Annotated in this window: 12 protein-coding genes; 2 read left to right on the top strand and 10 right to left on the bottom strand. The window is 70.2% G+C overall.

Annotated elements, in window-relative coordinates:
• Positions 1 to 35: 35 nt before the first annotated feature.
• From ACWDX9_RS12990 to ACWDX9_RS12950, 9 genes are all read right to left on the bottom strand, one after another.
• On the bottom strand, positions 36 to 845 hold the full coding sequence (locus tag ACWDX9_RS12990; RefSeq protein WP_449952677.1) for an alpha/beta fold hydrolase: 810 nt from the start codon (positions 843 to 845) through the stop codon (positions 36 to 38).
• A gap of 221 nt (positions 846 to 1,066) precedes the next feature.
• A complete protein-coding gene (locus tag ACWDX9_RS12985) occupies positions 1,067 to 2,065 on the bottom strand; it encodes a DUF418 domain-containing protein (protein ID WP_449952674.1) in 999 nt (332 codons plus the stop codon).
• Positions 2,066 to 2,151: 86 nt separating this feature from the next.
• Complete coding sequence (locus ACWDX9_RS12980; protein WP_449952671.1) at positions 2,152 to 2,835, bottom strand: DUF4097 family beta strand repeat-containing protein; 684 nt, start codon at positions 2,833 to 2,835, stop codon at positions 2,152 to 2,154.
• Between the two features lie 109 nt (positions 2,836 to 2,944).
• A complete protein-coding gene (locus tag ACWDX9_RS12975; RefSeq protein ID WP_449952668.1) occupies positions 2,945 to 3,844 on the bottom strand; it encodes a cation diffusion facilitator family transporter in 900 nt (299 codons plus the stop codon).
• Positions 3,844 to 4,230 (bottom strand): ArsR/SmtB family transcription factor, encoded by a 387-nt coding sequence (locus ACWDX9_RS12970; RefSeq protein ID WP_364251635.1) that lies wholly within the window; start codon positions 4,228 to 4,230, stop codon positions 3,844 to 3,846. Before ACWDX9_RS12970 ends, ACWDX9_RS12975 begins: the two co-directional genes overlap by 1 nt.
• 231 nt (positions 4,231 to 4,461) lie before the next feature.
• Positions 4,462 to 5,208 (bottom strand): SAM-dependent methyltransferase, encoded by a 747-nt coding sequence (locus ACWDX9_RS12965; RefSeq protein ID WP_449952665.1) that lies wholly within the window; start codon positions 5,206 to 5,208, stop codon positions 4,462 to 4,464.
• 99 nt (positions 5,209 to 5,307) lie between these two features.
• On the bottom strand, positions 5,308 to 5,949 hold the full coding sequence (locus ACWDX9_RS12960) for a DUF7711 family protein (RefSeq protein ID WP_449952662.1): 642 nt from the start codon (positions 5,947 to 5,949) through the stop codon (positions 5,308 to 5,310).
• Between the two features lie 260 nt (positions 5,950 to 6,209).
• Positions 6,210 to 7,319, bottom strand: coding sequence for a DUF418 domain-containing protein (locus ACWDX9_RS12955; RefSeq protein ID WP_449952659.1), 1,110 nt, complete (start codon positions 7,317 to 7,319; stop codon positions 6,210 to 6,212).
• Positions 7,320 to 7,500: 181 nt separating this feature from the next.
• Entirely contained in the window at positions 7,501 to 9,171 is a 1,671-nt protein-coding gene (locus ACWDX9_RS12950; RefSeq protein ID WP_449952656.1) for a PQQ-dependent sugar dehydrogenase, read from the bottom strand.
• Positions 9,172 to 10,034: 863 nt separating this feature from the next.
• Between ACWDX9_RS12950 and ACWDX9_RS12945 the strand changes: the two genes are divergently transcribed.
• Together ACWDX9_RS12945 and ACWDX9_RS12940 are read left to right on the top strand one after the other, a co-directional pair.
• The gene (locus ACWDX9_RS12945) at positions 10,035 to 10,409 is read left to right on the top strand and encodes a plastocyanin/azurin family copper-binding protein (RefSeq protein ID WP_449952653.1); all 375 of its coding nucleotides are present in this window, start codon (positions 10,035 to 10,037) and stop codon (positions 10,407 to 10,409) included.
• 916 nt (positions 10,410 to 11,325) lie between these two features.
• A complete protein-coding gene (locus ACWDX9_RS12940) occupies positions 11,326 to 11,895 on the top strand; it encodes a CHRD domain-containing protein (RefSeq protein ID WP_449952650.1) in 570 nt (189 codons plus the stop codon).
• Positions 11,896 to 11,963: 68 nt separating this feature from the next.
• Here ACWDX9_RS12940 and ACWDX9_RS12935 read toward each other — a convergent pair whose 3' ends face one another.
• Positions 11,964 to 12,404 carry a hypothetical protein gene (locus tag ACWDX9_RS12935; protein WP_449952647.1) on the bottom strand — a complete coding sequence of 147 codons (441 nt, stop codon included), beginning with the start codon at positions 12,402 to 12,404 and terminating at the stop codon, positions 11,964 to 11,966.
• Positions 12,405 to 12,495 lie beyond the last annotated feature (91 nt).

Raw genomic sequence — 12,495 nt, 5'->3', positions numbered from 1 at the left:
CAACGCCCGGGGCCCGTGGGCGTCTTCCGCCGATCTCAGCCGGCGAGCACCTTGCGCAGCACCGCGGCGAACTCCTCGGTCCTGCCGATGAATCCGCCGTGGTCGCCGGGGAACTCCGTCGGAGTCGTGCCCAGCAGCTCGGCCAGCGCCACGGAGGTCCGGTACGTGACCAGCCCGCCCGACTCGTCACCGATGCCCACCACGACCCGGGCCGGGGCGGCCTTCAGCGCGGCGACGTCGGGCACGTAGCGGGTGGTGCCGCGCAGCTCATGGGCGAAGAAGCGCGCGCTGTCGGCCAGCATCTGCTCCGTCGGCTCCCCGGGAGGGCCGGCCGGGGCGCCCTGGTCGCCCTGGTCGAACCCGGCGGTGGCCATGAACTTGGCGAAAGCCGCCCATACGCCGTCGCGGTGGTAGGTCGCGACGATGTCCTCGGTCGCGGCGCGCTGGTCGGCGGCGTCGGGGAGCAGCTCCAGCGAGGGCGGCTCGTGCGCGACGAGCGTACGGACCCGGCCGGGGTGCCGGGCCACCAGCGCCAGGCCGGTCACCGCGCCGCCGCTGCTGCCGAACACGTCGGCGGTCTCGGCGCCCAGGGCGTCCAGGAGCAGGGCCAGGTCGTCGGCCCGCAGCTCGGGGGTGGAGTCCTGGGTGGGGTCGTCGAGCACGCTGCCCGAGATGCCCCGCGGGTCATGGGTGACCACCGTGTAGTCGCCCGCCATCGCCTCGGCCAGCGGCGCGAAGTCGGCCGCGGCCATCGGCGACCCCGTGATCACCAGAACCGGGCCGGCGCCGCGGACCTCGTAGCTCAGGCGTCCACCCGGGATGGCGAGGGTGTGCGTGGTCGTCATGGAAACCTCCAGTCGTTTCACCGTCGTCGCTATGACTCGCGTCGCCGGCGAAACTCATCGGCCGATGGCGGACAGATTGACGAGGACCGTTGGCGCTCCCCGGCGGCTTCCGCCGGCTGAAGTCGTCCGCCAGGCTGTCATTTCGCGGCGACCCGGCCCAGGGCCATTCGACCGGCTTCGGGCGGCGCGGGCGCGCGAGCGACTGTCTCACCGTTCATGCCTTAGGAACGCGCACCGTCCCCGATCCGCTGCATCGCCGGGCGGCGCAGCCAGGTGGCCCAGCGCCAGAGCCACTCCATGGGGCCGTACCGGAAGTTGCGCAGCCAGAGGGTGGAGACCAGCCACTGGGCCGCGAGGACCGCGCCGGCGATCATCAGCACCGTCGTCACCGGCCAGGTCTCCGGCGGGCTCGCCACGAACCGGGAGATCACCAGGACGAGGATCGTGGCGGACAGGTAGTTGGTCAGCGCCATCCGGCCCAGCGGGGCGAAGACGGCCTGCAGGATCGGCCGGAGCGGCGTCCTGAGCAGGACCAGCAGGCCGCACACGTACACGCCCGCCATCAGCAGCCCGCCGACGGCGAGCGATCCGTCCTGCGCGCGGGCCTGCAGCCACAGGGCGACCGCCGCGCCGGCCGCGAAGAGCACGGTCAGCGCCACGGGGGCGGAACGCTCGATCCGGTCGATCACCCCGTACCGGGTCAGCGCGGACCCGGCCAGGAACAGCCCGGGGACCAGCGCGGTCCCGCCGCCGAAGGCCAGTGCCGCGGCGAGGAACGCGACGGCGAGGCCCGCCACGGCCCAGCGCGGCAGCCAGGTCGAGGGCAGGAGCACCACCAGGCCGACGACGGCGTAGATCGTCAGGATGTCGCCCCACCAGAGCGCGAACATGTGCACCAGGCCCATCGCGAGCAGCACCAGCAGCCGGCGCAGCAGGAGCAGCCGCGGGCTGGCGGTGCGCCCTGCCGCGGACTCCAGGAGCAGCGAGAAGCCGATGCCGAACAGCAGCGAGAAGATCGGGAAGAACCGCTGCTCGACCAGCAGCCCCATCCACATCGCGCCAGGGGTCTGCGCCGCGTGCTTGACGGGGACGAGGGCGTCGCCGACGTGGGAGATCGGCTGGACGTTGGCCAGGAGGATCCCGCAGAGCGCGAAGCCGCGTATGACGTCGAGCGCGGTGATCCGCGCCCTTCTTCGGGAATCGGGAGTTTCGGGTGGCATGACGCCTCATCCTGCGGGCCTCATGCCGGTGGCGGCTTCGGCCGGAAGCAGGGTTCGCGACAGTACTTTCGGCCAGACCTGTGCCCTCAGGGGGTGGCGACCTCCAGGTTGCCGGAGTCGCTGGAAAGCTCGATCGTACGCGGCGCCGAGGCGTCGGTGGCCGCCGTGACGTCCTTGCTGCCGGAGTCGGTCTTGGCGATCACGTTGTACGGCCCCTGCGGCACGCGGACCTTGATCGAGCCCGAGTCCGAGGAGCTCACGACCTTGTCCGGCTGGGCGGTGAAGACGAGCTCGACGTCCCCCGAGTCGGTCTCCGTGACCACCCGCTTGCCCGACAGCCCGCCGGCCTCGATCACCCCGGAGTCGCTGCGGACGTCCACCTCGCCGGACAGGTCCTTCAGCGTCAGGTCCCCGGAGTCGGAGTCGATCTTGACGCGGAGCCCCTTGGGGATCTCCACCTTGTAGTTCACGTCGCAGGCCACGGCCCCGCTCCCCAGTCCCCAGCTGCGGGGGCACTTGTACGTCAGGGCGAGCGTGTCGCCCTCCACACCGTGGCTGGTCTCCGGCTTGTTCTTGCGCCAGACGAGATGCTCGGTCACGTGGATGCCCTGGCGGTCCGACTCCACCACCTCGACGGTGCCGGAGTCGGACCCGATCCTGATGCCGGCCACCTTGTCGGTGACGTCGTAGGACTTGGTGTCCTCATCGAGGGGGCCGGCGAGGCCGCACCCGGTCAACACCGCCGCGACCCCCAGCAGCCCTGCGATCACGCCCGCTCTCTTTATGCCCATAACGCCCAAGTGTGGTTCACCAGGCCCGGCCCGGGCGTCGGGGAGTTCCCTGAGACGTCCCTGAAGAGTCCCTCAGGGGCGGGGGCGGTCACCAGCCGAGTTCGTCGCAGCCGGTGTGGTCGGCGGGCTCCACCTGAAGGGTCGCGTGCGCCACGCCGTGGCGGCGGAGCAGCAGGTCGCGGGCCTTGTCCAGGATGGCGTGGTGGTCCTTCGGGTCGACGGTGACCAGGTGGGCGGTGGCGACGTTCATGCCGGAGGTGAGGGTCCACAGGTGCAGGTCGTGCACGTCGCGTACGCCTTCGAGCGCCGCCAGGTCGGCCGCTACCGCGGCCGCGTCCATGCCCTCGGGCACGTGCTGCCCCAGCACCGCGAAGACCTGCCGGCCGAGGGAGATCGCGCGCAGGGCGACGAAGACGCCGATGGCGAGGGCGACGACGGTGTCCCAGAACGTCTGACCGGTGGCCGTGATCAGCCAGCCCGCCACGATGACGCCGACGGACCCGGCCGTGTCGGCCACGACCTCCAGGTAGGCGCCCTTGACGTTGAGGCTCTCGGCGGCCCCGGCACGCAGCAGCAACAGGGCGATGAGGTTGACGATCAGGCCGATGCCGCCGACGACGAGCATCGGGCCGGAGGAGACTTCCGCGGGGCCGCCGATCCGCCTGATGGCCTCCATGACCACGTACAGTGCGACGCCGAGCATCATGACCACGGCCAGCAGGGACGCGAACACCTCGGCCCGGTAGGAGCCGTAGCTGCGCCTTCCCGTGGCGTCCGGCCGGGTGGCGATGCGGGTGGCCACCAGGGCGGCGCCCAGGGTGACGACGTCGGCGGCCATGTGCCCGGCGTCCGACATCAGCGCCAGCGAGCCGGAGATCAGGCCGTAGACCAGCTCGACCACGAAGAACGCGCCGATCAGGACGAAGGAGACCGCCAGCCGCCACCGGTGCTGGGCACCGGCGTGCCCGTGTCCGTGCCCGGCGCCCATCAGTCGGCCCCGTCCCGTTCGGGGTGGATGGCCTCGGTGTGCTCGGTGTGGGCGAGCCCGAGGTCGAGCAGCATGCGTACGTGCGGGTCGTCCAGCCGGTAGTACGCCATCCGCCCGGCGCGCCGGGCGACGACGATGCGGTGGGCGCGCAGCAGGCGCAGGGCATGGGAGACGGCGGACTCGCTCTGGCCGGTCACCGCCGCGAGGTCGCACACGCACAGCTCTCCGTCCAGCAGCGCCACGAGCAGCCGCAGCCGGTTCGGATCGGACAGCAGGCCGAAGACGTCGGCGGTGTCGGCCAGATCGTCGGCCGCCGGCATCCGCTCGCACACGGCGGCGACCCGGTCGGGGTCGACGACCCGGACCGCGCAGCCGTCCGGAGACAAGACGACTCGCTCTCTTGAAGAGCTATTCATATAAACAACATAGCCCGCTAAGTGATCCCACCGTCAGTTTTCTCCGCGCGTCCTCTTTCAAACCCGACCGCCGCGTTGAAGGGGCACCGGCCCGGCTTCCTGCTCCGGCGATGGTCAGGCCCTGGCCTGAAACAGGCCGAGCCGAAGCATGCAGAGCTCAGGCCCGGCTTGAACAGGCCGGGCCTGAGCCCCGCGGAGCTCTCAGCGCTTCATGAGGGCGAACACGCCCCAGCCGAGCAGGCGCCGCTGGAAGCGGACGTAACGCATCGGCTCGCGCGACAGCTCGGCGCGCAGTTCGGGTGCGAGCTCGTCGTCGGGGTTGGCGTCCAGCCAGGTACGCAGGTTGCGCCACTGGGCGGCGACGTACCGGTCCCAGCTGTCCTCGTCGGCGAGCACCATCTCGACGACGTCGTACCCGAGCCCGTCGAACAGCTCGAAGAGGTCGGGCAGCGTCCCGAAGTCGTCGCGCGAGGTCGCGTGGCACGCCTCGACGGCCTCCTGGCCGGGCGGCTCGGCCCGCCAGAACACCTCGCCGATCAGCATCGTGCCGCCCGGGCGCAGGCTGCGCTCCAGCAGCGCGACCGTGCCGGCGGTCCCGTCGCCGATCCACGTCGCGCCGACGCACGCCGCGACGTCGACCGGCTCACCGGCCACGTACGTGGAGGCGTCCCCGTGCGTGAACGTCACCCGCTCGCCGACGCCGAGCTCGGCGGCCCGCTCGCGGGCGGCGGCGAGGAAGACCGTGCTGATGTCGACCCCGGCGCCGGTGATCCCGTGATCGCGGGACCAGGTGCACAGCATCTCACCCTTGCCGCAGCACAGATCGAGCACGGTGGCTCCGGGCCGCAGCCCGATCGCCGCGCCGAGCGTGGCCAGCTTCTCAGGGGTGAACGGGTCGATGATCCGGTGGCTGCTCTCCCGGATGGTGAAGCTACGTGACAGATCCAAGATCGTGAGTCCTTACGTGGGATGGCTGATGTACCGAGACGGTCAGCTCATCGACACGCATAAAAGCAACTCCTCCGTCACGAGATGGTGATCGCGACCTTAGCCCTCCGCGGATTCCGGCGGCAATCGAATTTCCTCGCACCCGTGCCCCTTTTCGTGCGCGTCGAGAAGGTCCAGATAACCCTGTACGGCCTCCCACAGGTGGTGCTCGGGGTAGCGCCCCAGGCTGCGGTGCCGTCGACGCCACTGCCGGTCCCAGTACGAGTCGCGTACGGCGCGCAGATGGTCCAGCGCCGCCCGCAACTCCCCGGCGACCCGGGCGGGCTCCTCCTGAGGCCGGGACGTCACCTCACGCACCCGGTCGAAGCGGCGCTCGGCCAGCGCGTCGAGCACGCCCTGCTCGGGCCCGTCCAACGACCAGAACCGCACCGGGTCGTGGATGCGATGGTTCTCCACCGGATCCAGGTGGGAGCGCCACCAGTACGCGACCCCGCCCTGATCCAGCCGGAGGAAATCGACCAGCCACGCGGTGCCGGGCGGCTGGGAGCCCCAGGTCACCTCCTCCGGCGGGAGGTTCAGCACCAGGACGATCTCGAGGTGATCGATGGGGTCGGCACCCGTGAGCAGGTCGCCGAAGACGTGCGCGGCGCGCAGGAAGGGTTCGTCCGCCGGCACGCGGCGGGTCTGCTCGCAGGCCTGGGCGAGCTGCCGCAGCCTCTCCACCGCTCGCCGGTAGCGCATCCTCCGCTCACCTCCCTGTCCCGGACTCGCGACCCAGCGTACGGTCTCCCCACCCCCTCCAGCCGCCCCACCCGCTGCCCCTGCCCCGACCGCCAGCCGCCCCTCCTGCCGCCAGCCGCCTCCGACCACCAGCCCTTCGACCGCCATCAGCCCTCCGCCGGCCAATTGCCCCCGACCGTCGCCGCCGCGGCCGCCAGCCGTTCCTCGACCGTCGGCCGCCAGCCGCCTCGGCCCGGTCACCCGCGCATGGCCGACGGTTGTCAGGGACGTCGCGTCAGGACCGGTGCCTGGTAGGCCCATTGCCAGGCCAGCTCCAGCGGCCCGCGACTGAACCGACGCAACCACAGCGACGACAGCACCATGAACAGCACGCAGATCCCGGCCCACCCCACCGGCACCCACCACGGCCGCAGCCCATCGAACCGATCCGCCAGCCCCAGACCCCAGCCATAACAGAGGACACTGGCCGCCAGGTTCTGGAAGACGTAGCAGGACAGCGCCATACGCCCGACCTCCGTGATCCCCTTCCTGAGCACCCCCGGCGCACCGCGCATGCCGAGCACGATCGAGGTGATCAACCCCAGCAGACCCAGGGCGACCAGCGGCGCCACAAGATAGCGGTCGACTGCGAACCAGGTCGGCCCCGCGAAGGAGGTGGCCAGGTTCAGCGGCACACCGACGCCGAGGCCGACGACGATCAGCTTCCTCCGCAGACCAGCGCCGTCCTCCTCGAAGACGCCGGCGCGTAGCAGGCGAGCGCCGAGCAGGAACAGCACGATGCCCATGGGGATGATGAACACCAGCTCCGCACGGAAGACGGCGACATGCCGCAGACGGAAGGCGACCTGGTCGAGCCAGCCGTCCTGGGGGTAGATCGGGGTGCCGCCACCCGTCGGCCCCAGCATCAGGGCTGCCGTGATCAGGGTCACCATGGCGACGTGCACCGCTCCCGCGGCGACCATCCAGGCGGTGACGGCACGGTGGCTCCTGCCCACCAGGTACGCCACGATCATCGAGGTGATCGCGTACCCCATCAGCACGTCGAACTCGAAGACCAGGACGTAGTGCAGCGCCCCCTCGACGAACAGCAGCGTCGCGCGCCAGAGATACCTGCCCGGCCACGTCAGCCCGCGCCGGACCGCGCTGCGGTACTGCAGCTCCAGGCCGACACCGAAGAGCATGGTCAGCAGCCCGAGGAACTTGCCGTTGGACAGGAATCGCAGGAACGTCTCCACCACACCGGCGCCGCCCCCGAACTGCAGGAACTCGGCGGACCCGCCGGGCGCGGTGAAGATCCAGATGTTCGTGCCGAGCGTGCCCATGATGGCCACGCCCCGTAACACGTCAAGCGCGTCGATACGTCTGGTCACACCATCAAGCCTGGTGGCGCGGTGACTGCTCCCTGTCGTCCCGCCGGGCGAAATAAGCCGTACATCGATCGATGTACGGCTTTACATCTTTGGTCACTCCCGAAGTCACCATCAGTAGCGATCCCGCTGTCCGGCTCGCCGCGCGACGTCGATCCGTCCCTCAGCGAAACGGGCGGCCAGGTCAGGGACTCGTGCACCGATAGGCGGAAGGAGTCTGGGTGTCGCCGTTGGGGCGGCCGGCCTGGAAGCCGAACGTCGTGCTCTGGCCGGGCGCGAGCGTGCCGTTGTGAGCGGCGTTCCTGACCGTGACGGTCTGGCCGCTGACGGTCAGCGTGGCGTTCCAGGAGCCGGTGACGGCGTGCCCGCTGGGCAGCGTGAACGTCACCGTCCAGCCCGTGGTCGTGGCGGTGCCGGTGTTGGCGACCGTGACCGGCTGGATCACATAGCCGGTGCTCCACTGGGTCTGGGTGGTCGGCGTGGCCGTGCATCCGCCGGTGGTGCCGCCCGGACCGGTGGTGACCGTGACCGTGTTGGACACCGGCGACAAATTGCTCGCCGCGTCGCGGGCGCGTACCTGGTAGCGGTAGGTGGTGGCGGCGGTCAGCCCGGTGTCGGTGAACGAGGCGGTCGCCGCGGTGCCCACCTGCGCGAAGGTGCCGCCGGACGAGCCCGGCGCGCGCAGGACGTCGTAGCCGGTCACGCCGACGTTGTCGGTCGAGGCGGTCCACGTCAGCGTGGTGCCGGTGGTGGTGGTCGCGGAGGCGGCCAGGTTGCCGGGGGCGGTCGGCGGGGTGGTGTCGGTTCCGCTCGTGGCGGGCGGGATGCGGATGATGCGGTCGTCCTGGGCAACCGGTGTGCCGCGACCGTCCCGGTTGCTGGTCGTCACCCAGAGCCAGCCGTCGGGTCCGAGCGCGACCGCGCGGAGGCGTCCGTACACGGACTGGAACTCGGCCACCGGCGTACCGGGAGTGCCGCTGCCGGTCAGCGGCACCGTCCAGAGGCGTCGGCCGCCCAGCGCCGCGGCGAAGAGCGTGTTGTTGGCGTACGCGAGCCCGCTCGGCGACGCCTCGGCGGTCGTCCAGGTGACGATGGGGTTGCGGAAGGAGGAGTTGCCGCAGTTGCCTTCGCAGGTGGGCCAGCCGTAGTTGCCGCCCGCGACGATCTGGTTGATCTCGTCCCAGGTGTTCTGGCCGAATTCGCTGGCGTACATCCTGCCTTGGGAGTCCCAGGCCAGGCCCTGCACGTTTCGGTGGCCGTAGCTCCAGACGCGGGATCCCGCGAACGGATTGTCCGAAGGCACCCCACCGGTGGGCGTCATGCGCAGGATCTTGCCGGCGGGGCTGTTGAGGTTCTGGGCGTTGCTGGTGTTGCTGGCGTCGCCGGTACTCAGGTAGAGCATGCCGTCCGGGCCGAACGCCAGGCGGCCGCCGTCGTGGATGGTGGCGCTCGGGACGCCGGAGAAGATCACCGTCTGCGTCTGCGGGGCACTCAACTGGAACCTGACCAGGCGGTTGTCCCCGGCAGTGCTGGTGAAGTAGGCGTACACCCAGCCGTCCCTGGCCGCGATGCCGAGCAGGCCGCTCTCACCGGAAGCGCTCACCCCGTTCACGGTGGCGACCTGGGTGGGCGTCTGGCCGGGCCGCACCTGGAGGATCCGCCCGGTGTTCCGCTCGGAGACCAGCGCGCTGCCGTCCGGCAGGAACGCCAGCCCCCACGGCACCTGCAGCCCCGTGACGGATACCTCCGCCCTGGAGAAGTCGAAACCCCCGAGCACCTGAGCGCGTGCCTCGGGAGCGCTGATGATGAGGGCGATCAGGGCCAGAATCAGGGCAGGTACGACACGGGCGCGCATGACGGACTCCTTGACGGGATCACGTGTGCGGACCCCAGCACCGTAGGCACCGCAACCGCGGGACCTCAATCACCGCGACCCGCGCCTCCCGCCCATCTGCGACGACGGCCACGTGGTGACTGAAACTTTCAACATCCGCCGCTTACGTATTCAACCCACCCTCTCCGATCCCCGTCTCATCAGGCATCCGGCTCCGGCTGGCCCGGCACTCACCCGGAAGAGGAGCACCGACGAGGGTCACAGCAATGCCGCCGGCGGCTCCCACGCTGATCACCTCCACCCCGCTCCCCACCCTGCCACGAACGCAGTCAGACCCGCCTGGGTACGAGGATGCGCCGCTCACGCGAGGCCATGCGGCGCTTGATGGGCTCGCGTGAGTCCTGGTGAGTGTGCCACGCGTACTCTGGAAGAGGGACGCTCGCCGGTCGAGCTCGACCATGACGCGGGAGACGGGTGAGCACACGCGCACTCGGGGGGTGAGCCCGATGAGGCCTCACGACGTCTGGTCCGCAGGCACCGCAGCAGTCGCAATAACAGCCGCACTGTTCACCGGCACACCAACAGCCACAGGCCAACTGCCCACCAGCACGCTAACTGCCGCAGGAGGGCCGTCCACCGGCACACCAACGGCCACAGAGCAACTGTTCACCCGCACATCAACAGCCACAGACCAACTGCTCACCGGCACACCAACGACCACAGAGCAACTGTTCACCCGCACACCAACGGCCACAGGGAAGTTGTCCACCGGCACATCGACGGCTGTAGGGCAACTGCTCACCGGCACATCGACGACCACGGGGCAGGCGGCCGGGTCGCGGCTCGCCCAAGAATGCACCCCTCCACCGCTACCGGGCAAGGTGGTGGACGTCGACCTGACCGACACGGCCGGCGCAGCGCCCATGCGCCTGACCGTGAAGCCGACCAAGGTCACGGCAGGCACCGTGTCTCTCCGTGCCTCCAACACCGGCACCCTGGCCCACGAGGTGGTCGTACTGCCGCTCGCGGCGGGTAAGCCCATCGGGAAGCAGCCGATCGGAGCCGACAGCCGCGTAAGCGAGACGGGCTCCGTCGGCGAGGCGTCCCACAACTGCGCCGCAGGCGAGGGCGGAGGCATCGCCCCCGGGTCCGCAGGCTGGGCGACACTGACCCTGCAGCCTGGACGGTACGAGCTGATCTGCAACTTCCCGGGTCACTACGCCATGGGCATGCGCGCAGAACTCGACGTCACCCAGTAACCCACATACCAACCAGCAACCAGCCGAGCCATCTCCACCCCAAAACCACACCACTCAGCACCCCACCCACGCCGAGCCAAATACCGTCCCACTTCACACCGCCCCCAGCTTTCGCCCGCCCGTCGCAACCTTCGCCCGCCTGTCCCCAGATGCCACCCGCTCACCCCCAGCCGTCACCCGCCCGCCGCCAGGCTTCGTCCGCCCTCCGCCGGTCGGTCGTGGACTTTCGCCCGCCGTCATCCGCCCGTCGCCGGGCTTCGTCCGCCCTCCGCTGGCCGGTCGTGGACTTTCGCCCGCCGTCATCCGCCCGTCGCCGGGCTTCGTCCGCCCTCCGCTGGCCGGTCGTGGACTTTCGCCCGCCGTCTCCAGCCGTCGCCGGGCTTCACCCGCCCTCCACCGGCCTTGGTTCGCCTGTCGCCGCCCCCGCCCTTCACCGGCTTGGCCTGCCCATGCCCGGCCTTCACCCGCCCGTCCCCAGCCGCCGCCAGGCTTCACCCGCCCTTCGTCGGCCTTGACCCGCCTGACGTGGGCTGTCGCCCACTCGCCCCCGACCTTCGCCCACCCCGGCCTTCGCACGCCCGTTGTGGGCCTCACTTGCCCGTCGTCCCGCTTTCGCCCGCTCGCCCCCAGCGGTCACCCGCCCGTCGCCAGGCTCCACCTGCCCTCCACCGGCCTTGGCACGCCCGTCGCGGGCCTTCACCTGCCCGTCACCAGCTTTCGCCCGCCCCTCACCGGCCGTCGCCCGCCTGAGCCCTGCACGCAATCGGCACCGGGTTTTGGTCTGTCCGCCTCGGGCTTTGTGACACTGATCACCCCAACGTCTTATGCGGATTTGTCCACAGAACGTCGGACGCCACCTCACTAACGTCCTGCCCTGTCCGAAGAGATCCGTAAGACCAACCGAAGGCAGGCACCCATGAACACTTTCGAGCAGATCAGCAACGGGCGTATCCAGTGGCGGCGTGCGGTGGCCGGCGCGGCCATCGCGGCGCTGGCCTCGATCGCGGCCCTGGCCGTCACCTCGGCACCGGCCAATGCCGCCCCCGCCACGTTCACCAGCGCCAAGGCGGCCAACGCAAAGGTGGCCAGCGCGGCCAAGACGTACTACTTCACCGCAGTTCTTCTCGGCAAGAACGAGGTGCCGGAGGCCGGCAAGAAGGTCAACGACCGGAACGGCCTGGCGGCCGCGAAGTTCCGCATCAAGGGCAACCGCCTCTACTACTTCGTCCAGTGGAAGAAGGTCGCCAAGCCCACCGCCTTCCACATTCACCGGGGCAAGGCTGGCACGAACGGCCCCGTCGTCATCGACCTGCTGTCCAACGGCACCACCCGCGGCAACACGAGCTCCGGCTCCGTCCGCGTCAAGGACACCAGCGTCCTCAACGGAATCAAGAAGAACCCGAAGAACTGGTACGCCAACCTGCACACCTCTGAGTTCCCCGACGGCGCGGTCCGCGGCCAGCTCCACGGTGCCCACCACTGGTAAACATGCTGAAAGGTACGCAGACCAGGGCCGAGCCGCCGCAGCGCGGGCACGTCGGCGCGGCCCCTTGCTCATCCAGCCAGACGCCGAGGGGCCGCCAGGCAGCCGAGGTCAAAACCGGTGCACATTGTCATCGAACGCCCAGACCTAGAAAACGGACGGCCCAGCCCATCGGAGAAGATCTCGGACATCGGCCAGCTCAAGGGGGTGAGGACAGCGCCGAGATCCTCGAACGCGAGCACCGTGAACCCCGCAACCCCGCAACCCCGCAACCCCGCAACCCCGCAACCCCGCAACCCCGCGGGCACCGTGGGCACCGCGAACCCTCCGGGCACCGTGAGCACTTCGAGCACTGCCAGCACCCTGAGAAATGCGAGCGCCGTGGGCATTGAGAGCACCGATCGCCGTGAACACCGCGAGCACCCGAACGCCGTGAAGGCAGGCAGCACCGCGAGCACCGAACGAGCATCGAGAGCACCGAACGTCGCAAACGCCGCGAACGCCACCTGCATCTCGAACCCCGCGATGTCGGCGTCGGCCGCGACCGTCTGGAGCCAGGTACCCCCAGGAAGGCTGAGAGTGGCCTAAGCCAAATGTCCAAAG

The organism is Nonomuraea sp. NPDC003201 (assembly GCF_053590415.1).
This window is presented reverse-complemented; position numbering and strand designations above follow the sequence as displayed.

Coding starts and splice junctions, on each gene's coding strand:
- ACWDX9_RS12990 (WP_449952677.1), bottom strand. CDS start 845: ATGACGACCACGCACACCCTCGCCATCCCGGGTGGACGCCTGAGCTAC.
- ACWDX9_RS12985 (WP_449952674.1), bottom strand. CDS start 2,065: ATGCCACCCGAAACTCCCGATTCCCGAAGAAGGGCGCGGATCACCGCG.
- ACWDX9_RS12975 (WP_449952668.1), bottom strand. CDS start 3,844: ATGGGCGCCGGGCACGGACACGGGCACGCCGGTGCCCAGCACCGGTGG.
- ACWDX9_RS12960 (WP_449952662.1), bottom strand. CDS start 5,949: ATGCGCTACCGGCGAGCGGTGGAGAGGCTGCGGCAGCTCGCCCAGGCC.
- ACWDX9_RS12950 (WP_449952656.1), bottom strand. CDS start 9,171: ATGCGCGCCCGTGTCGTACCTGCCCTGATTCTGGCCCTGATCGCCCTC.
- ACWDX9_RS12940 (WP_449952650.1), top strand. CDS start 11,326: ATGAACACTTTCGAGCAGATCAGCAACGGGCGTATCCAGTGGCGGCGT.
- ACWDX9_RS12935 (WP_449952647.1), bottom strand. CDS start 12,404: ATGCAGGTGGCGTTCGCGGCGTTTGCGACGTTCGGTGCTCTCGATGCT.